The 19263-nt window shown below is 45.3% G+C and carries 18 protein-coding genes; 7 read left to right on the forward strand and 11 right to left on the reverse strand.

Annotated features, from left to right (window positions below; translation table 11 throughout):
• Nucleotides 1-2 precede the first annotated feature (2 nt).
• Nucleotides 3-1085 carry an efflux RND transporter periplasmic adaptor subunit gene (locus LJ658_RS11440; protein WP_230546643.1) on the forward strand — a complete coding sequence of 361 codons (1083 nt, stop codon included), beginning with the start codon at nt 3-5 and terminating at the stop codon, nt 1083-1085.
• Nucleotides 1086-1211: 126 nt separating this feature from the next.
• Here the strand turns inward: LJ658_RS11440 and LJ658_RS11445 are convergent, their stop codons facing one another.
• The 6 genes from LJ658_RS11445 to LJ658_RS11470 are packed head-to-tail and all read right to left on the reverse strand — an operon-like array spanning nt 1212 to nt 5456.
• Nucleotides 1212-1577, reverse strand: coding sequence for a response regulator (locus LJ658_RS11445; protein ID WP_230546644.1), 366 nt, complete (start codon nt 1575-1577; stop codon nt 1212-1214).
• The gene (locus LJ658_RS11450; protein ID WP_230546645.1) at nt 1577-2773 is read right to left on the reverse strand and encodes a sensor histidine kinase; all 1197 of its coding nucleotides are present in this window, start codon (nt 2771-2773) and stop codon (nt 1577-1579) included. Before LJ658_RS11450 ends, LJ658_RS11445 begins: the two co-directional genes overlap by 1 nt.
• Nucleotides 2773-3783, reverse strand: a complete 1011-nt coding sequence (locus LJ658_RS11455) for a SpoIIE family protein phosphatase (protein ID WP_230546646.1) — start codon at nt 3781-3783, stop codon at nt 2773-2775. Before LJ658_RS11455 ends, LJ658_RS11450 begins: the two co-directional genes overlap by 1 nt.
• Entirely contained in the window at nt 3776-4189 is a 414-nt protein-coding gene (locus LJ658_RS11460) for an anti-sigma regulatory factor (protein ID WP_230546647.1), read from the reverse strand. Before LJ658_RS11460 ends, LJ658_RS11455 begins: the two co-directional genes overlap by 8 nt.
• Nucleotides 4170-4580 (reverse strand): STAS domain-containing protein, encoded by a 411-nt coding sequence (locus tag LJ658_RS11465; protein ID WP_230546648.1) that lies wholly within the window; start codon nt 4578-4580, stop codon nt 4170-4172. Before LJ658_RS11465 ends, LJ658_RS11460 begins: the two co-directional genes overlap by 20 nt.
• 12 nt (nt 4581-4592) lie before the next feature.
• Nucleotides 4593-5456 (reverse strand): STAS domain-containing protein, encoded by an 864-nt coding sequence (locus tag LJ658_RS11470; RefSeq protein ID WP_230546649.1) that lies wholly within the window; start codon nt 5454-5456, stop codon nt 4593-4595.
• A 253-nt stretch (nt 5457-5709) separates the two neighbouring features.
• Between LJ658_RS11470 and LJ658_RS11475 the strand changes: the two genes are divergently transcribed.
• A complete protein-coding gene (locus LJ658_RS11475; protein WP_230546650.1) occupies nt 5710-5856 on the forward strand; it encodes a lmo0937 family membrane protein in 147 nt (48 codons plus the stop codon).
• Between the two features lie 242 nt (nt 5857-6098).
• Here the strand turns inward: LJ658_RS11475 and LJ658_RS11480 are convergent, their stop codons facing one another.
• Nucleotides 6099-7652: an ATP-binding protein gene (locus LJ658_RS11480; RefSeq protein ID WP_230546651.1), complete on the reverse strand. Its 1554-nt coding sequence runs from the start codon at nt 7650-7652 to the stop codon at nt 6099-6101.
• A 261-nt stretch (nt 7653-7913) separates the two neighbouring features.
• On the opposite strand from LJ658_RS11480, the gene LJ658_RS11485 reads away from it, so the two are divergent.
• From LJ658_RS11485 to LJ658_RS11505, 5 genes are all read left to right on the forward strand, one after another.
• Nucleotides 7914-8261, forward strand: a complete 348-nt coding sequence (locus LJ658_RS11485; RefSeq protein WP_230546652.1) for a hypothetical protein — start codon at nt 7914-7916, stop codon at nt 8259-8261.
• A gap of 339 nt (nt 8262-8600) precedes the next feature.
• Nucleotides 8601-12272, forward strand: a complete 3672-nt coding sequence (locus LJ658_RS11490; RefSeq protein ID WP_230546653.1) for a CheR family methyltransferase — start codon at nt 8601-8603, stop codon at nt 12270-12272.
• A gap of 174 nt (nt 12273-12446) precedes the next feature.
• On the forward strand, nt 12447-13586 hold the full coding sequence (locus tag LJ658_RS11495; RefSeq protein WP_230546871.1) for a DUF6515 family protein: 1140 nt from the start codon (nt 12447-12449) through the stop codon (nt 13584-13586).
• 151 nt (nt 13587-13737) lie between these two features.
• Nucleotides 13738-14580 (forward strand): oxidoreductase, encoded by an 843-nt coding sequence (locus tag LJ658_RS11500; RefSeq protein ID WP_230546654.1) that lies wholly within the window; start codon nt 13738-13740, stop codon nt 14578-14580.
• A gap of 3 nt (nt 14581-14583) precedes the next feature.
• The gene (locus tag LJ658_RS11505; protein ID WP_230546655.1) at nt 14584-15378 is read left to right on the forward strand and encodes an SDR family NAD(P)-dependent oxidoreductase; all 795 of its coding nucleotides are present in this window, start codon (nt 14584-14586) and stop codon (nt 15376-15378) included.
• A 333-nt stretch (nt 15379-15711) separates the two neighbouring features.
• Here LJ658_RS11505 and LJ658_RS11510 read toward each other — a convergent pair whose 3' ends face one another.
• The 4 genes from LJ658_RS11510 to LJ658_RS11525 all read right to left on the reverse strand — a co-directional run bounded on the left by LJ658_RS11510 (nt 15712) and on the right by LJ658_RS11525 (nt 19097).
• On the reverse strand, nt 15712-15984 hold the full coding sequence (locus tag LJ658_RS11510) for a UBP-type zinc finger domain-containing protein (protein WP_230546656.1): 273 nt from the start codon (nt 15982-15984) through the stop codon (nt 15712-15714).
• A gap of 4 nt (nt 15985-15988) precedes the next feature.
• Complete coding sequence (locus tag LJ658_RS11515; RefSeq protein ID WP_230546657.1) at nt 15989-16378, reverse strand: group III truncated hemoglobin; 390 nt, start codon at nt 16376-16378, stop codon at nt 15989-15991.
• A 1-nt stretch (nt 16379) separates the two neighbouring features.
• Nucleotides 16380-17624 (reverse strand): sensor histidine kinase KdpD, encoded by a 1245-nt coding sequence (locus LJ658_RS11520; RefSeq protein WP_230546658.1) that lies wholly within the window; start codon nt 17622-17624, stop codon nt 16380-16382.
• Between the two features lie 210 nt (nt 17625-17834).
• The gene (locus LJ658_RS11525; RefSeq protein ID WP_230546659.1) at nt 17835-19097 is read right to left on the reverse strand and encodes a BamA/TamA family outer membrane protein; all 1263 of its coding nucleotides are present in this window, start codon (nt 19095-19097) and stop codon (nt 17835-17837) included.
• Nucleotides 19098-19263: the final 166 nt, after the last annotated feature.

The following is a 19263-nucleotide window of genomic DNA, read 5'->3' on the forward strand; positions in this document are numbered from 1 at the left end:
ACATGAAAACAAGATTGATCATATTAACCTCGGCCGTATGCTTTTTAGCAGCCTGTTCAGGCAACCAAAAGCCCGTAGACCTTACTGAAACCAGGGCAACCGGCAGTAAGAAATACGAGACAGGCCGTGTAACCGAGAAGGCATTATCCAGTTATGCGCGTTTGCCGGGGCAGTTAAACCCGTTTAACGAGGTGAACCTGTTCCCCAAGGTCAACGGCTTTGTCAAACAGATCTATGTTGACCGTGGCTCGCAGGTCAGTAAAGGCCAGTTGTTGTTGACGCTGGAAGCGCCCGAAATGGAGTCGCAATTGCAGGCAGCCAACTCACGTTACCTGCAGGCTCAGGAAACAGCCAACGCCAGTAAGGAAAAATATAACCGTTTAAAACAGGCGGCGGCCGAACCGGGTTCGGTTTCCCCGCTTGATTTGGATAATGCCGTGTCCCGGATGAAATCAGATATGGCCATTGCCAATTCCGAAAGATCAAATGTACAATCAGTAAGGACCATGCAGGGTTACCTGCGCATCTATGCTCCGTTTAACGGGATGATCGTACAACGGAATGTATCGCCCGGCGCGCTGGTAGCCCCCGGTAAAACAACCGACCAACCGATGCTGGTATTGCAGGATACCCGCAAATTAAGGTTAGAGGTAGCCATACCTGAAGATTATGTGGACAAGGTAGACCTTAAGCAGGCCGTAAAATTTACTTTTAATGCGATGCCTGGTGTGGAGCATAGCGCAAAGATCAGCCGTGTTGCTAATGCCCTGGGTAATATGCGTTCTGAGGCCATTGAGATAGATGTGCTTAATCAGGATGGCCAGTTAAAGCCCGGCATGTATGGCGAAGTTAAGATCCCGATGTTATCGGGTGCCACGTCATTGTTAGTACCAAATTCAGCGATCGTCCGCTCTACCGAAAAGGAGTACGTTATTGTCGTAAAAAATGGTAAAGCTAAATTGGTAGATATCAAAGAGGGCCTGGCAGGAAAAGATTCCACTGAAATTTTTGGTGCCTTAACCGCAAATGATCAGGTTGTTTTGAAAGCAGGTGATGATGTCAGGGATGGCGACCCGGTAATGTAATTATTATTCAGCGCGGCAGCCATTTAAACGCGGCTGCCGCGTTTGTTTTTCTCAGGCTGGGCACGAGCGCTTTCTGACTAAAGAACTGATAATAATTTTATTATGTGTCCGGCTGATCTGCTCAAATTAACCGTTGGCAGGCAATGCCCCGGTGGCGGTAGTTTTCAAAACTTCAAGATCAAAGGGTTTGGGTAAATAACCGTCTGCGCCGGCAGTAGCTGCCAGGGATTGTATATCGCTGTTTGCCGAAAAATAAATAACCGGGATATTTTTCAAGGCATCTGTCGCTTTAAGCATTTTTGTCGCCACAATACCGCCTTCATCAGGAATACAGTTGTCCATCAGGATCACATCGGGTGCAAAGGCAGAGACCCTGGCTATCAGGTCGCAGCAATCAGGATAGGTCTGCACCTGCCAGTCGTCTTCTTCCAGTATGCAGGCGCAAATTGACAGGATGTCGTCGTCATCATCAAAGATCATGATCCTTTTCATCAACCGGCAGCTAAAGGCACAGTGAAATAAAAGGTCGATCCATTTCCTTCAGTACTTTCTACCCAGATCTTCCCCCTGTGGTCGGTAATGATCTTGGAAGTAATATACAGGCCCATACCGAAGCCGGTATGGCTTTTAAGTACATCCTTGGCCCGGTAAAATTTCTCAAAAACCGAGGCCGTGGTTTCGGCTGTCATTCCGCGTCCCTGGTCGGTGATACCAATCGTGACCATTCCCTGAACTGCTAACGACGTAGTTATTGTTATACTTGTATTCCTGTCTGAATATTTACCGGCATTACCCAACAGATTGGCCAATACCTGCTCTACCCGCAACTCATCGATAGTAACGTTGACGTCCGGGCTAAAACTGGTAATAAATTCATGGTGAGGTAAAATATGCCGCATTACGGTCACCTGCCGGTTCAGGAAGTCATTAAGGCTTACCACCTGCATATTGTACTGCAGGTTACCGTTTTCGATTTTCGAAATGTCCAGTAACTGCTGTACCAGGGACAGTAATTTATTTGATTGCACATCAATCTTGGCCAGCAGTTCGCGCAGATGGTCGGTAACAGGCTCTTTAGTCGCCTTGGCCATCTGGGTATAGGCCTTCAGCACTGTTATCGGGGTCTTTAGCTCGTGGCTGGCGATAGATATGAATTCCGTCTTTTTCTCATCAACAAGTTTTGACTGGCGCAACGCCTCATCTTTCTCGCTGGCAATCCGGTGCAGTGTAGCATTGCGCTGTTTGATCTCTTCATAGGCGTTAATGGGCTGCTCGTCTCCAAAATCCTTTTTCAGGATATTGATCTTTAACGGATCAAGTTTGAGTGACCGCGGAAGGCCAAGCTTCATGGTGATCTTATTATCCTCGCCGGTTTCTGACAATTCGAATTCGGGCACCAGCTTTTGGGCATAGTAAAAGCCTGCATCCGCGTTGGTAAAACGAATTTCCTTGTCAAACGTAACCGTAGCCATCAGGCTGTAGCGTGTCTTGTTTTGTTCAAGTCCGATATCCAGTAACCCGTCGTCGGTATGTTCAATCACCGTACGGGCGATTTCAGATACGGCTGTAGCAAAGGTAGTTTGGGTTGCCACAGTAAGGCCCAACTGCTCGGCTACTTTCATTGACCGTTTATGCGCCAGCACCAGGTCCATTTCATTTTCCAATGAAATCGATACTACTTTTATCATTATTTCACTTTTGCAATTACCACCGACATATCATCATTACGGCGGGCATGGTCTTTATAGATTGCCGCGGCTAAGATAGTTAAATCATATTTATACATCATGGGGTACCTGGCCAGGTCAACACGGGTTTTAATCCCGTCCGAACAGAGCATAACCTGGCTAAATTCCTCCACCGGGTATTCCTGGTCATTCATGGTATTAGGGATGTTATGCCCCACAATACCATTATAGGACATGTGATTTTTAAAGTTTACCGGTCCGAACATGCGCACGGCAATATTACCTACGCCAGCCGAAGCCCATACCCTGCGGGCATAATCATAACCGATGATGTTGATCACCGCTCCCCTTGTCTTTTTTATAGCGGTATGGATAAAGCGGAGCGTTTCGGTCGGGCTGTAATCCGGGAATACTTTAAAGGCATTCGCCGCTTCGTTGACAGCTTTATTCGCTTCGGGCCCATGGCCGAGGCCATCGGCAAGCATCAGCTTCACGTATTTGTCGGTCTTTTTAAAAGTAAACCCGTCGCCGCTGGTCTTTTCACCGGGTTTGTAAACCACAATGGGGCGCAGGATGACATCATTCTTTGTTTTGGCCTTTTCGGGTTCGCTGTAGACGCGGCTCAACACGATCGTACCCCACCCGATCTGCGAGTATAGTTCGAAAGTATCTGATAGTCTTTTCATGCTGCCCAGCCCGTGGCCCAGCGTATTGGTGGTTGAGATACCGTCCTGCATCATCCTGGCAGGGTTAATCATACCCGGGCCGTTATCGATGCTGATCAGTTCGACATACGGAGAGCCGCCGTTAGGGAATACACCCAGCAGCAGTTCGCCATCATTACTGTATTTAAATAAGTTGGAGGTCATTTCGGCCACGATCAGGTCAAGCGCGTTGATCCTGGCGGGATTGATCCCGCCTTCTGTGGCCATCCGGTGGATCTCTTTTTTGATCAGGGAGAAATAACTGCGGTCGTCCGCCGTAAAACTAATATGTGTAGCATCAACCATTGGCCCATTTTAAAATCGTGATCACTGTACCTTCGCCCACTTTGCTTTTGATATCAAATTCGTTGACTAATCTTTTTGTTCCCGGCAGGCCTAAGCCCAAACTTCTGCCTGTTGAAAAACCGTCGCGCATGGCGGCGTCAATATCGGGGATACCGGGTCCCCGGTCTGAAAATGTTAACCGGACGCCGTTTACACGCCCGCTTGAAACTACCTCAATAATACAAACGCCGCCATCGGCATAGCGCATCATATTACGTACCAGTTCACTGGCCGCGGTTAGCAGCCGGGTTTGGTTAACCAGGCCCATTTTGATCTTGACAGCAGTTTCCTTGACGCGGTTCTTTAAAAAAACCACATCCTGTTCTTTTAATACCTGGATGGTATCTTTACTCAGTGATAAGGTCATCGCTCATCTCGTCTTCGTCTGCTTCCTCTTCGGTTTCATCTATCATGGATTTCAGCAGGTTCATGCCTTTTTCCATATCCAAAGCGGTATGCACACCCTTAAGCGGCAGGCCCAGCTCAATTAAGGTAATGGCCACCGCAGGCTGCATACCTACAACCACTGTTTCCGCATCCAGTATCTTGGACATACTGGCGATATTGCCGATGATACGGCCCATAAAAGAGTCCACAATGGAAACCGCTGAAATATCGATTAAAACTCCTTTTGCGCTGGTTTTATTGACCATCTGTACCAGGTCGGCCTCCAGGTTGAGGGCCAGCCGGTCATAAAGATCAACCTGTATAGTTACCAGCAAAAAGGCTCCCATCCGGAGAATAGGGATCTTATCCATTAGCTTTGCTTATTAAAATTTTGAAACTGTATTGATCTTCTTAACTTCTAACCGCATCACTTTGAAAGAATAGGCCAGCGCGCTGGCTAAAGTTGCCTTAGTGATGATATTTGAAAGGTCGATACCCAAATGCACTACAGTTTGCGCAATTTCAGGACGGATTCCGCTGATGATACATTCGGCACCCATCAAGCGCGTAGCGCTTACGGTCTTGATTAAATGCTGTGCCACCAGCGAATCTACCGCAGGCACACCAGAAATATCTAAAATAGCGATGCTTGAGCCGGTCTCCACAATTTCCTGTAACAGGTTTTCCATTACGATCTGGGTACGGGCACTGTCCAAAGTACCGATGATCGGCAGGGCCAGGATACCGTCCCAAACGCGGATCACGGGGGTTGATATCTCGGTGATCTCGTCGGTCTGTCTTAGGATAACTTCCTCGCGGCCCTTAATAAAGGTCTCGAAAGTCACCACGCTCAGGTTATCCATGATGCGATTGATCTTCTGACTTTCTATAAAGAGCGTCATCGGGTCGCTGGTGATCTCCTGTTGTAAAACATCCAGGATAGCTTCTTTTAACGAGAATACAAAGTTACCGGTCTCACGCGGGCTAAAGCCCTGGCGCGCGCGGGTAATGGCTATGCCGCCTAAGATCTCAATTACCGGGCTCCACTCATCAGAGTCCAGATTGGTAAAATTTTCGCCTGATAAATTACTGACCAAAGCCGTAATTAACTCTTCAGACTGGCTCCGCAATTCGTCGTTACTAATTAAGTCTTCGCGCAAGCTTTCATCAGCCAGTTGGTTCTTCATCCACAGTTCCAGGATGTTTTTTTTCTTGTTTTTTAACAATTGATGCGTTTTTAATGACATGGATGAAGGATACAGGTTAAACGTTAAACTATAAGGTCCAAACTTGGCAAAGTTGAATTAAAGTTGAATTAAAGTCGAAAGGTAGAAAATAGGTTTCATAATTCGAAATATAATTTGCCCCCGGATTTTCAGCGCTTTTTAAAAAGCGGGCTTTTACAAAGCAATATTTATTCATAATCAACTGATTAATTTTGAATTTAAAACTTTTCAGTTTAATTAATGTTAATCGGATACACTTCTTAAAAATAAAATTATGTCAAACATTCTGTACATTATTGCGGTCATCCTGATTATTGGATGGGCCATCAGTTTCTTTGGTTACGCTGCGGGCGGCCTTATCCACGTTATATTGGTGATAGCCATTATCGCGTTTATCCTGGGCATTATACGCCGGGCCTAAGTAGCTGTGGATATCAGCCGGTTTAACCGGTTGCATGCTACATTAAACGGACGGCGGTCTTGTTTAGTCCGATCGTCATCGTATTATCGTGATGGCGGCAAAAGCGATTTTGCCGCCACTGATATTTTCATAATTTATTTCAATCCTGCTGTTGCCATTGCCGCGTGTTTTAGAAAAACAAGCTAAAGTTACCGCGAAGTGTCGGCGCGTTCGCCTTATTTACAGTTACGCTATTAAAGCAATTACATGGGTAGGGTAAACCAAAAGGTGGTCCCTTCGCCCAGGTGACTGTCAACCCCTATTTGCCCGTCGTGTTTTTTAATAATTTCGGCACAAATGTAAAGCCCGAGCCCAAGGCCCGACCCCTGGATACCATGGGTTTGCACACGGTAATACCTGTCAAACAAACGATCCAGCTTATCTTCTGTTATACCCGGCCCGTTATCTGTTACCGATACTTTAACCTTGTCGTTAACCTTTTCAACCCTCACCTTAATAACTTTGGATTCGGGCGCGTATTTAATAGCATTGTTTACAAAGTTGATGATCACCTGGTTCATCCGGTCGGCATCGGCGTAGATCTGCAGGGTCAAATCCCCTTCGGTAGCTATAGTATACGAGCCTTCCATGCCGATATAACCGCAGCAATCGCTGATCAATTCGGCCAGTACAAATCGTGTTTTATTTAAATGTATCTGCCCTTCATTAACTTTGGTTGCATTTAACAGGTCCTCAATTAAGATGGTAACCTTACCCAGGCTCTTATTGGCCTGCATAATCAGTTTGGGCAGCATTGCATGTGTGGGCGTGGTTTTCATCCTGTCCAAAAGCTGTAAAGAGGCTTTAAGCGTGGTTATGGGCGTTTTAAGCTCATGGCTGGCAATGCTGATAAAATCATCTTTTTGCTGCTGTAACAAACGCAGCTCATGGATATCGGTTGCTGTACCCACCCATAATAAGGTTTCGCCGTCACCGCTGTAAATCGGCATTAAACGGCTTAAATGCCAGCGGTAAGCACCGTCAATTCTTTTGATCCGGGTCTGGAACTCGCCGCCGTCCGTAGTTTTCCTGATCGCCTTAAATTGATCCAGCGTAAATTGCAGGTCATCCGGGTGGATAGTTTTGCGCCATCCCGAAGTTTTGGTCTGTTCGTTAGATAGGCCGGTATAATCATACCATCGCTGGTTGTAAAAGGTAACCTCGCCCTCAAATGTATTTGTCCATGCTATCTGGGGAATGGTTTCCATCATGTTTCTAAACTGGGTCTCACTTTCGGTAAGGGACCTGGTACGGTTCACTACCCGCTCCTCCAGTTCCTGGTTTAACAGGATAAGGTCCTGGTTGATGACCCTAAACCTTTCCTCCTGCCTGGTTAGCAATGCTGTTTTTTTGTTAAGCTTATCATTTGCCTGCCGCAGCTCTTCCTGCTGCACATGTAATTCGGCAGTTAAGATAACCAGGTCACTTGCCCGCTTTTCCTTCTCGGCGTTTTGGATAACCAATTCTTTGTTGGCTATAATTAATTCTGCTGCGCGATGTTCTTTTTCTTCGTTCTGGAAAGCAAGCTCAATGTTAGCTACCAGCAATTCGGCGGCGCGGCTTTCTTTTTCGCCGTTTTGAAAAACCAATTCGTTATTGGCAATAACCAATTCGGCGGCGCGGCTTTCTTTCTCACGATTTTGAAAAGCGAGCTCGTTATTAGCGATTGCCAGTTCGGCGGCGCGTTTTTCCCGCTCTTTGTTTTGAAAAGCAATTTCTTTGGTAGCAATTATTAATTGATCCGAATTCTTCTCCATGTTGTACTTAAAAGTATTGATTAGGGCCGCCGGGTACCGTTACAGGGCTTGATAATTAACGGCTTAAAGCGTATTTATTGCAGGTTTGGTTAAAGGTAACATAATTTATATGGTTTATTTTTTTTATCTGCTAAACCTTACCTATAATATAATTTCTGTCTGCAATTCTTTCGCGGTATTGCAGGCTGATATAAGTGCAGATATATAATATAATAATACAGCAAATACATCATCTTTAAAGCTTACCTTTACTGCCCACGCATGGAAGAAAGAAAATATTTAACAACCTGGAGAAGATACATACCGGTAATCCGCCTGCATCTTAAAAGAAGCCTTACCGCTGAGCAAAGCTTTAAATTAAACATTACGGATTTTGAATCGGCGGGAGATCGCGGAAAATCGGGTTATACGTTTAACATTACAATGGAAAACGGTAAGGTAACCAACAACATCAGCGGATCAGCAGTGGCCCGCGATTTGTATGAGGCCCTGAAAACTGATGATGCCATTAAAGGCATGCTGCAGGATAAAGCTATTAAAATAAGTGTAGGCAAATCATTTTTACTGACGATCAAGACGAGCCATATATCGGCTTATAAAGAAGCCTAGTAATTAAATTAAAACATACTAAAAGGCCGGGATGCGTTCATCCCGGCCTTTTTTTTATAAAAACAAGGCGCCAAAATACCCCACACACCACTGTGTCATCCAATCAAATCGCTGCGCTTGATTGCCCGGGTATCCCCTTCCCCAAAAAACAGACGATATAATCCAATATTAAAAAGCCAGAAAGGCAATTACTTATGTTATTTTTTTATTTTTTTAATTAATTTTTTTAGTTAAATTGTTTATAAGCTCTATATTTAAAAAAGCATTGCATTAAAAGAGCATTGTTCAAAACCTTGTTACAGATTTTTCCATCATTCAGAATACTAATCGTAAACTTTAATGGCCAAAGCAAATAAAAAGGAAGCTTCACCTGCGCAATTTCCTGTTGTTGGTATTGGCGCCTCGGCCGGCGGTTTGGATGCGGTACGTACTTTCTTAAAGGCCCTGCCGGCTAAACCGGGGATGGCATTTGTTTTTATACAGCATTTAAGCCCTACCCACGAAAGTATTTTGCCTGAAATTTTGCAAAAGGTAGCCCCTTTCCCCGTACAACAAATTACCGATAATATACATCTTGAGCCTGATAACCTCTACATTATTCCCGAAAATAAAATTGTAACCACGGCGGACGGCGTTTTAAAACTCGCGCCCCTGGATAAGAGAAATAAAAAAGGGAATACCATTGATCTCTTTTTCTCATCTTTAGGTTTGGTGCATCAAAGTTATGCGGTGGGCATTGTGTTATCAGGTGCGTTGAGCGATGGCACACTTGGTTTACAGGTTATCAAATCATACGGCGGATTAACTTTTGCCCAGGATGAAGACTCGGCCGAATTTGACAGTATGCCCCGCAGCGCTGCCCAGGCGGGTGTGGTTGATTTTGTTTTGCCGCCCGCACAAATTGCCGAGCATCTGATCGCTTTTAATCATCCGTTTAATGATTATACGCCTGCCGAAATAACAAACACCGCCCCGCAGCAGGATACCGACACTTTTAAACAAATCTTAACCGTGCTGCGTGTACGGCGCGGGGTTGATTTTACCTATTATAAACAAAGCACCCTAAAACGCCGCATTATAAGGCGAATGGCCCTCAACAAAATTGAAAAGCCTGTTGATTACCTGAGCTTTCTGCGCGAAAACAAAAGCGAGCAAGACGCTTTATATAATGATATGCTGATATCGGTCACTGATTTTTTCCGTGATCCGCAAAGCTTCGATATTTTATGTACCGATATTTTCCCGGCTTTATTAAAAAATAAAACTGATGTTGAACCCCTAAGAATATGGGTGGCAGGCTGCGCTACGGGCGAAGAAGCCTATTCAATGGCGATGTGTTTGCAGGAACAGCTGGGCGATAAAACGGCTGCTTTAAAAATACAGATCTTTGCTACCGATATATCTGAAACGGCTATTGCGAAGGCACGTACCGGTATTTACCGGCAAACAGAACTGACGGGTTTATCGCCTTCACGGATCCAGCAATTTTTTACCAAGCTTGACGGCAGTTACCAGGTTAGCAAAACCATACGCGATATGTGTGTATTTGCGCATCATAATTTATTGAAAGACCCGCCCTTCTCAAAAATCGACCTGGTTAGTTGCCGCAATGTGTTGATTTACCTGGAGCCCGTATTACAAAAAAGAGCGCTAACCACCTTTAACTATTCGCTTAACGAAGGTGGCTACCTGATGCTGGGCAAATCAGAGACCATAGGCGCCAATACGGATATTTTTACGCCCTATAACAGTACAGAAAAACTATATTGCAGAAAGGGCCCGCTGGGCCGGTTCATGACGGTTAGCTCGCCGGGCAGGGAACAGACTTTTCGCGAAATTGATAAAAAAGTTCAACAGGAAAATTCAGGCAATGATGTCTTTAAAATAGCTGATGAGGCTATGCTGGCCAACTTTATGCCCGCAAGCGTATTGGTTAATGATAAATTTGATATCGTACAGTTTAGGGGTACAACAGAGACCTGGTTAACGCCCCCCATAGGTAAACCAAGCTTTAATGTACTGAAGATGGCGCGCGAAGGCCTGGGGTTTGAACTGCGAAACATGTTGCACATGGCTAAAAAAACAAATTTTCCGGTGCGAAAATTCGGCATGTTTTTTAAGATCAATGAGCTGCAGCATTTTGTCAATATCCAGATCCTGAAACTTCAGGAAGCAGCAGAGGAACATTATTTGATTGTTTTCCAGCCGGCTTCCTCAACAGGCATACAGCCAACCATGTTTGAAAGTTTACAGCCATCGGCCGAGGATATAAATTACAACGCCGCCGAGATGCGTATTGAGCAGCTGGAACGGGAGCTGATCCAGACCAGGGCCGATATGCGTATTGTATCCGAAGAGCAGGAAACGGCGAATGAAGAACTGCAAAGCGCCAACGAAGAGCTGCTATCGGGCAGTGAAGAATTACAAAGCCTTAATGAAGAGCTTGAAACCTCAAAAGAAGAGCTGCAAAGCACCAATGAGGAGATCATGATAGTAAACAAGGAACTGCTTGACAGGAATGAGCAGCTCAATAACTCACGCCTTTATACCGAAGGTATTGTAAGCACTATCCGCGATCCGTTAATTATACTGGATAAAGACCTTAAGGTAAAGCGTGCCACCGGCGGTTTCTACACCAAATTCAAACTAACCGAAGCCCAGACAGAAGGTTCATACATCTATGAGCTTGGCAACCGCCAATGGGATATCCCGGCGCTCAGGGAACTGCTGGAAGATGTGCTGCCCGCAAAAAAATCACTGGCAGATATTGAGGTTACCCAAACGTTCCCGGTTATCGGCAAAAAGATATTATGCCTTAACGCGCGCGAAATTGATAATATCAATGACGAAAAATTAATACTGCTGGCTATTGAAGATATAACAGCCAAGCGCAAAATAGAAGAGGGCCTGGTTGAAGTTGAGCGTTTATTGAGCGAAAGTAAACAACGCTTAAAATTTGCGGTCGACTCGGCAGGGCTTGGCACCTGGGATTATGATCCGCAGGTAAAAGAACTGATCTGTGACAAGCGGTGTAAAGAAATATTTAATCTGCCGCAAACCGGTACCGTTGATATTGCCTCATTTTTTAACCTGATCCATGCTGACGATGTTGAGCGGGTTAAGGCCAGCATAGAAGAAACACTGTCAGATAACAAAAACTCGGGCCAGTTTGACCTTGAGTTTCGTACCATGCCGATTAATGAAAGGCCTAAATGGCTTAAAGCAAAGGGCCGCGCTTATTTTAATAAAGATGGCATCGCTATACGTTTTATAGGTACGTTGCTTGACATTACCGCTCAAAAACTGATAGATGAGGCTACGCGCGATCTGTTAAATAAAAAAGATGAGTTTATAAGTATTGCCAGCCACGAATTAAAAACACCTATAACCAGCCTTAAAGCCGCCCTGCAAATGGTTGAGCGAATTACCGCCAAAACAGAGGAAATGAAGCCGGCACACAACTTTGTGCAAAAAGGCCTTAAACAGGTTGATAAATTAATTGAACTGATCAAGGACCTGCTTGAAGTAACCAAAATACAGGCGGGCAAACTCGAACTCAAGAAAACACGTTTTATACTGGATGATTTAATTACGGAATGTTGCGAAGATCTGCAGGTACAGTCAGACAAACATCAGTTGGTAATAGAAGGCGAGAAGATCATTGCCGTTTATGCGGACAGGAACCGAATGGAGCAGGTTATAATCAATTTAATATCCAATGCCATTAAATATTCGCCGGGCCGGGACAAAGTTGTTATTAAAGTATCCACTCAAAACCACGAAGTAAAAATAGCAATCACCGATTTCGGTATCGGTATATCTAAAGATAAGCTCCCTTATTTGTTTGACCGCTTTTACCGGGTTGACGACACCTCCCAAAGATACTCGGGCCTCGGCCTCGGCTTGTATATATCAGCCGAAATAGTGAGGAGGCATGACGGCATCATCGGTATTGAAAGTAACCCGGGCGAGGGCTCAACCTTTTGGTTCACCATACCGGAGGCCAGCTAGGCCAGACCATATTTTAACGGCTTATTATCCTTACTAATAAGTAGGTATTGTCAATAATTGGTAAAGTTGGATCCTCGTCTGCACATATATTTGTATCCCTATTAAACCGTTTGTAAATTTTTAGTCTATATCTATAACAGCAGCAAAGCTGGCTAATTATTAAAAAACAAAATTATGAAAAGGATATTTCAGTATTTAGTGTTAACAGGCTTGAGCGGACTAGTATGCTTGTTTTTGACTGTTCCGGCTAATGCTCAACGTGGTGGCGGACATTCAGGCGGCGGTGGCGGAGGTTTTAGTCGTGGCAGCGGCGGCGGTGGTGGCGGAGGCTTTCACGGTGGTGGCGGCGGAAGTTTTTCAAGCGGCCGCAGCGCTGGCGGGTTCTCTGGCGGCAGCCGTATAAGCGGTGGTGGAAGTTTCTCCCGTGGTAACAGCGGGTTCGCAGGCGGCAGCAGCTTTTCGCGCGGCCGTACTACCAACGGTTTTAGCTCGCCGGGTGTATCAGGTTTTCAACGCGGAAGTGCTTATAGCAGAGGCGGATCATACAGTGGTGGTACCTTTAGAAGAGGCGGTGTAGCCACCGGTTATCGTGGCGGTTACGGGTCATCAATACGTGGCGGTTTTTCAAGAGGCGGACATTATTATGCAGGCGGTTATGGTGGCCGTAGCTACGGTTATCGTTACAGCCCATGGAGCAATCGCGGCGGATATTTCTACAACCGTGGTTTTTACAGGAGCGCTTATTACCCCCGTTTAGGTTTTAGCCTGAGTATTTTACCTTACGGCTATTATCCATTCTATTGGGGCGATGCTCAGTTTTATTACTATGGCGGTTATTTCTATCAGCAAAACAATGATCAATATACCGTAGTTGAGCCACCTATAGGTGCAGCGGTAAATTCGTTACCGGCTAACGCCCAGTCAATAACTATAAATGGACAGCAGTATTATGAGCTCAACGGCGTTTATTATATGCCCGTAACCAGGGATGACGGCAGCGTGGTATACCAGGTTGCAGGTAAAGACGGACAGTTAGACACCTACTCAAGCCCTGACAATGGTTATGCACCTCAAAACGACGGTTATACCGGGCCTGAGAATGCTGCCCCGCAGCAAAACAATCAGTCATCGGTAGCGATGCCTGAGATTGGCGACCTGTTTTACAGCCTTCCGTCTGACAGCCGTAAAATAAAGATCGGCGGACAGTTATACTATGTTTCGCCGGATGATTTCTACTATCAGGAAGTACTTGACCAGGATGGCAAAAAAGCCTACAAGGTTATGGGCACACCAGATGACAATCCGGGAAACTAAAAACATTCTCTTTACAGAAAAGGGCGGACACTTAAAGGTGTCCGCCCTTTTCTGTTTAATGACTTTGCGAAGAGATGATTAAAACACAGGCATGACAAACAATTCAACCCTGTGCTGTTATTTTGAGTAACAATTAAATCGTTTTGAAATAATGAGTAAAGTTTGGTTAATAACAGGCTGTTCAACCGGTTTCGGCCGGGAACTGGCTAAAGAAGTGCTGAAAGCCGGCTACCGGGCCGGCGTGGCGTCCCGCAATATTGCTGACGTGCAGGATATCGTTGATGCCTACCCCGAAACAGCCATAGCTGTAAAGCTGGATGTAACAAATGACGGCGAAATAAAATCGGCAGTAAAAGAAGTAAAAGACAAATTTGGGCAGATAGATGTATTGGTAAACAATGCCGGTATAGGCTATTTTGGCGCGATTGAAGAAAGCGAAGAAGCCGAAGTGCGCCGTATGTTTGAAATAAACTTCTGGGGGCTGGCGCATGTTACCAATGAGGTGCTGCCAGTTATGCGTGCCCGGCGCAGCGGCCATATCGTAAATATTGCTTCTATCGGCGGGTTGGTTGGCTTCCCGGGTGTGGGGTTCTACAATGCCACCAAATTTGCTGTTGATGGTTATTCGGAAGCGTTGGCCAAAGAAACCGCACCGCTGGGCATCAAAGTTACCGTGGTTAACCCAAGCGGTTTCCGTACCGACTGGGCGGGCCGGTCGGCAAATAACAGTAAGATCGTAATTGACGATTATAAGGATACCGCCGAGGCCAATAAGCAGGCCATCCGCGGCTATAGCGGCAAACAACCAGGCGATCCCGAACGTGCTGCAAAAGCTATTGTAAAAGCGGTGGCCGCCGAGCATCCACCCCTGCACCTGTTGTTGGGCGTGGCCGCTTTAAAGGGCGCACGCAACAAACTGGACGTATTGAAAAAAGATTACGACGCCTGGGAAGAAACAACCGTGGGCGCCGATTTCCCTGCTAACGAACAATAAAACATGGACTTACAACTGAAAAATAAAATAGCGCTGGTATCGGGCTCAACAGCTGGTATCGGCTATGCAACGGCCAGGCTATTAGCCGCCGAGGGCGCCAAAGTGATCATTAACGGCCGTACGCAGGAGCGTGTGGATGCAGCGGTTAAAAGCATTATTGAAGCCACCGGCAACCCCGAAGTAACCGGTGTAATTGCCGACTTTGCCGATAAGGACCAGGTAGCCGGCCTGATCAAACAAATCCCGGAAGTGGATATCCTGATCAACAATGTGGCGATCTTTGAGCCTAAGGCTTTTGCGGATATCCCCGACGAAGACTGGTTAAAGTTTTATGAGGTCAATGTACTGAGTGGCATCAGGCTTTCAAGAGCGTATTTTGACAAAATGATTGCCAAAAACTGGGGACGCATCATCTTTATTTCCAGCGAATCGGCCATCCAGATCCCGTCAGAAATGATCCATTACGGCATGACCAAGACCGCGCAGCTGGCCGTAGCCCGCGGACTGGCAGAATTAACCAAAGGCACCAATGTCACCGTAAACTCGGTATTGCCCGGCCCTACCCTGTCTGAAGGCGTTGGCGGGTTTATTGATAACCTGGCTAAGAATCAAAATAAAACGACTGAAGAAATTGAGAGCGATTTCTTTAAAACCATGCGCCCTACCTCCATCATCCAGCGGTTTTTAACAACGGACGAGGTGGCCAACATGATCGTCTACTTATCAAGCCCGCTGGCGGCGGCAACCAATGGCGCAGCTATCCGTGCCGAGGGTGGCCTGTTAAAGTCGGCGGTTTAAGCTGAGTTAGCTATGCCGGCAGTCCGGCTACCGGCATAGCTATTACACGTACAGGTGATCCGGATAAATATGGATCAGGTGGATCAGTTGGATCACTATTTCTGCTTAACTTATTGATAATTAACTTGTTGAATAACCAGAGTGGATCACTTTGGATCAGACCTATTCGTCAGTATTTTTACGTTTAATTTTAAATCAATATATTGATAATCAAATAATTGCAAAAGCATTAAATCCTGATAAATGGATCAGGGATTTGGATCACCCGCGGCCGGGTAAAGATCAAAATGATTGGCGTCAGGCAGGGCAACAAAGCCTCCCTGTTTATTTTGATCAATATTCTGCAAATGCGTCATCCTTATAGCACCATAACCACTGCTCGCCGGGCTCGGCAGAGCTGATTACCGGATGGCCGGTTGCATGGTAATGTGCCGTCATGTGTTTTTTAGGCGAGCTGTCACAGCATAAGGTTATGCCACAGGTTTGGCAGGTACGCAGGTGTACCCAACTGCCGCCGGCTTTTATACATTCTTCACATACATAATCCTTTGGCGGTATAATTTCGCTGACATTTTGCAAATGGTCGCAAAGCGCTTCGTTTTCCATCAGTTTATAAAATATTAAAAGGGTTATTACGGGCGTGGGATATTTTGGCCTCAAACATTTCGGCCATTTTGGCGGCGCGCCATTTGGCTTCCTCGGCTTTGATGCCGGTAAACAATTCGTCAACAGTTTTATTGAACAGCGCCAGCCAGGTTGCAAAGTGCTCATGCCCAACCGGCAGCTGGGCATGCGGCGGAAACGGGCTGCCTAAATAGGTATGTTCGCCCAGCAGCACGGTTTGCCAGAACCGGTACATTTTCTCTAAATGCTGCGGCCATTTATCCTGTATGCGTTCATTAAAAACGGGGGCCAGTAATTCGTCCGTTCTTATCCGGTCATAAAAGGTATTAACCAGTGTCTTAATATCATCAAGTGTTAATAGCTGGGCCTGTCGCATATTATCGTTGTTTTTCGGTGTTATTATGCCTTACGGGGGTCATATGTATAGTAAACGTGGTACCCTGCTTTTCAGTACTTATTACGGTTATGCTGCCACCGTGTTTTTCTACAATCTGCTTTACTATACTTAATCCCAACCCTACTGATTCTTCGCCACGTATGCCGCGGCGGCTGGCTCTTGAAAACCGGTCGAAAATGTAAGGCAACAGTTTCTCGGGTATGCCCATGCCAAAGTCTTTTACATCAATAAAAATCTGCCCGTCCGCATCGCGCAGCCTGATCTCGATGTGGTCGCTATCGCCCGAGAATTTTATGGCATTGCTGATCAGGTTATCCATAACCCGCTGCATCTTCTCCATATTAATATGGGTAAAAATGGGCTGGCTGGTGCCGTAATATAGTATATTGGTATGGCCGGTTTTATCCTTGGCCCATTCATCAACTATTTTTAACAGGTATTGATTAAGCTCAACCTCCTCAATATCAAAAACATTCTCTTTATCGTTATGGGCCGTTTCAATAAGATCATTGATAATAGAGGTAGCCTTATCGCATGACATTTTTATCATCTGGACGTTTTCCTGGTTATCGGCATTAATCGTCGGGTCCTCCTCCATCATCCCTGCCAGGGTCCTGATAGCTGTTAGCGGATTCCGCAGATCATGCGCAACAATACCTAATATCTCGTTTTTTAATTTACTGGCGGTTTCAATCTCTAAATTTTTCTCTTTAATTGCTTCCAGCTTCAAAAAATTATCTGCCCTGTTTGAAAATGCAAACCTGGAAATACAAAAAAAGATGGTTAGCAATATCAGTGATGCCAGGTTATTCAAAAAGATCTCACTGTATTCTGCCTGGTAATATGGGATCAGCAGCGAAAAACAGATTGCCGTTACCAGCGTAAGTATAGCTGTCTCAAAATATTCAAAAGTAAAAAACACCCCCGTTATTACCAGTCCCGCTAAATACATCACCAATGTATTACGGGGATTATGCATGGCAAAAAACGTACTGCGCATACCGGATATCATAATAAACAGCGCGAACAAAACGACAAAAACAGGGCCCACATAATTTAGCGGCTTACCTTGTTCAAATCGCTTTATCAACACCATGCTCCCCAAACAAAAAATCGGGGCAATGATGGATGAAATAATATTGGCATCATTAAACTCCGCATAGTTCCGCATACTTTGAACCGGCAGATCATAAGTAATAATGATGAGCCTCAATGAGATATTCATTAAAAAATAAATCAGGCTAACTATTTTTACGGTTTTTAAATTCTGAAATGTACTATAACTGCGAAAGGCAGGCCGGTAAGGAGAATTCAGCCTTGAAAAAAAAAGGATCTTCATGTTATTATTTGGCATAGCTAAGGTACTGATTGCATTAATTATATTATTTAAACAGCTGCTTATATTTCTGTTTAATCTCCTAAAATAAACTGTTAGTTAAAATGCTTCGCCAACATCAATAAATAAGCCTTTTGAGCCTTGTGTGCCAAAGCCATAATCAAAAGCAATACTGGTTTTTGATACTTTATTAAGTTTTATACGTAAACCCGGGCCAAAGGCCGGTTGTATAGCCTGTAAACGGGTGCCCTGCGCGGCCGAAAATGATTCGGCATTAACAAAAACAACGCCGCCGATAAGGCCGTTTGCCAATATCCTGAACCGATACTCGGCTTCGGCATAGATCATTTGTGCGCCCCTGAACCGGCCCTGGATATAACCCCGGCCGGTTGCAGAGTTGGCGTCCCATCCTACGCTGGGCAGGTCCAGGTAACCCGGGCTGCCATTTAATATGATCCAGTCGAAGTTCCAAAGCGCGATAACATTATCAGAGCCTGCCGGAAATTTAAAATATTTACGCGCATCAACCATTAACGACTGCCAGCTGCTGGTGCTGCCCAGCACCTTTACACTACTGCGGTACTGCAAAGAGGCATAACTGCCTTTTGCCGGGTTAATGCCGTTATCCCTTGAATCATAAAAAGTACTGAAGGTAAATCCGGAAGCTACAGAATGGGTTGACCTGCCATACAAAGCATAATCAGCTACGGTGCCGTTGGTATTACCTTTATCAGATATGTGATAATGGTCATCAAACAAATAACCTATGCCGGCATACCAGTTACCGGTAATGCGCCGGTATGCTGTTTCATAAAAACGGAAAAAATTATAATCCATCGGGTCCTCATTGGCCATGGTCGAGCTGCTGCCCAGGCCAAAGGTGCTTTGCGGATATTTATAGAACCGGTAATCGCCAATATAATTAAACTTGTTGTTCCTGCTCCAGATACTGGTTTGTATAGGCACGCTAAACTGTTTATTCTGGGTGTACGAGATACTTGCCACCGCAGTTGACACGCGCGAATTCGGGCCCGTACGGAAAGCCACGTTACCCGACAAGACAGCCGCCAGCTTTGACACCAGGGTGTAGCCGATTGCCGGGACAATGGAAATTACCGGCGCCGAGGTAATGGAGTCGTCAGCCGGGGCGGCGTTTTTATGGAAGATCCGGCCAATTATTTCGTAAATATCTGTTTGGGGGGTGCCCTTTTGTGACAGTACCGTGGTATCTTTTTTTATTTTTTGGGACGTGCTGTCCGTGCGGATCTTGACCAGGGGTATATTACGATTATGCTGTGCATGAAGGCTTTGGCTACATAATAGCCCGATAATTAAACCGAAGACGGTGTAAAATAGCTTCATTTAATAAGCGCCATCTTTTTAGGGTATTTATAGTAAAGGCGCATAAGCCGCTAAATTAATTATTTTGATGAGATGATGTTAATTAAACATCCAACAATTTTTAGCTATTTATTACGGGTTACTCCTCATTATTTATTTACTTTGCCAACCATACATTCTTAATTAT

The sequence above is a fragment of the Mucilaginibacter sp. UR6-11 genome (assembly GCF_020880695.1).
In the GTDB taxonomy this organism is placed as follows: Bacteria; Bacteroidota; Bacteroidia; order Sphingobacteriales; family Sphingobacteriaceae; genus Mucilaginibacter.

What these genes read in the sequence shown, in the direction of transcription:
- LJ658_RS11525 (WP_230546659.1), bottom strand. Translation starts at nt 19,097, where the DNA reads ATGAAGCTATTTTACACCGTCTTCGGTTTAATTATCGGGCTATTATGT.
- LJ658_RS11450 (WP_230546645.1), bottom strand. Translation starts at nt 2,773, where the DNA reads ATGATAAAAGTAGTATCGATTTCATTGGAAAATGAAATGGACCTGGTG.
- LJ658_RS11465 (WP_230546648.1), bottom strand. Translation starts at nt 4,580, where the DNA reads ATGGATAAGATCCCTATTCTCCGGATGGGAGCCTTTTTGCTGGTAACT.
- LJ658_RS11440 (WP_230546643.1), top strand. Translation starts at nt 3, where the DNA reads ATGAAAACAAGATTGATCATATTAACCTCGGCCGTATGCTTTTTAGCA.
- LJ658_RS11490 (WP_230546653.1), top strand. Translation starts at nt 8,601, where the DNA reads ATGGCCAAAGCAAATAAAAAGGAAGCTTCACCTGCGCAATTTCCTGTT.
- LJ658_RS11470 (WP_230546649.1), bottom strand. Translation starts at nt 5,456, where the DNA reads ATGTCATTAAAAACGCATCAATTGTTAAAAAACAAGAAAAAAAACATC.
- LJ658_RS11460 (WP_230546647.1), bottom strand. Translation starts at nt 4,189, where the DNA reads ATGACCTTATCACTGAGTAAAGATACCATCCAGGTATTAAAAGAACAG.
- LJ658_RS11510 (WP_230546656.1), bottom strand. Translation starts at nt 15,984, where the DNA reads ATGGAAAACGAAGCGCTTTGCGACCATTTGCAAAATGTCAGCGAAATT.
- LJ658_RS11475 (WP_230546650.1), top strand. Translation starts at nt 5,710, where the DNA reads ATGTCAAACATTCTGTACATTATTGCGGTCATCCTGATTATTGGATGG.
- LJ658_RS11485 (WP_230546652.1), top strand. Translation starts at nt 7,914, where the DNA reads ATGGAAGAAAGAAAATATTTAACAACCTGGAGAAGATACATACCGGTA.
- LJ658_RS11495 (WP_230546871.1), top strand. Translation starts at nt 12,447, where the DNA reads ATGAAAAGGATATTTCAGTATTTAGTGTTAACAGGCTTGAGCGGACTA.
- LJ658_RS11500 (WP_230546654.1), top strand. Translation starts at nt 13,738, where the DNA reads ATGAGTAAAGTTTGGTTAATAACAGGCTGTTCAACCGGTTTCGGCCGG.
- LJ658_RS11520 (WP_230546658.1), bottom strand. Translation starts at nt 17,624, where the DNA reads ATGAATATCTCATTGAGGCTCATCATTATTACTTATGATCTGCCGGTT.
- LJ658_RS11505 (WP_230546655.1), top strand. Translation starts at nt 14,584, where the DNA reads ATGGACTTACAACTGAAAAATAAAATAGCGCTGGTATCGGGCTCAACA.
- LJ658_RS11445 (WP_230546644.1), bottom strand. Translation starts at nt 1,577, where the DNA reads ATGAAAAGGATCATGATCTTTGATGATGACGACGACATCCTGTCAATT.
- LJ658_RS11455 (WP_230546646.1), bottom strand. Translation starts at nt 3,783, where the DNA reads ATGGTTGATGCTACACATATTAGTTTTACGGCGGACGACCGCAGTTAT.
- LJ658_RS11480 (WP_230546651.1), bottom strand. Translation starts at nt 7,652, where the DNA reads ATGGAGAAGAATTCGGATCAATTAATAATTGCTACCAAAGAAATTGCT.
- LJ658_RS11515 (WP_230546657.1), bottom strand. Translation starts at nt 16,378, where the DNA reads ATGCGACAGGCCCAGCTATTAACACTTGATGATATTAAGACACTGGTT.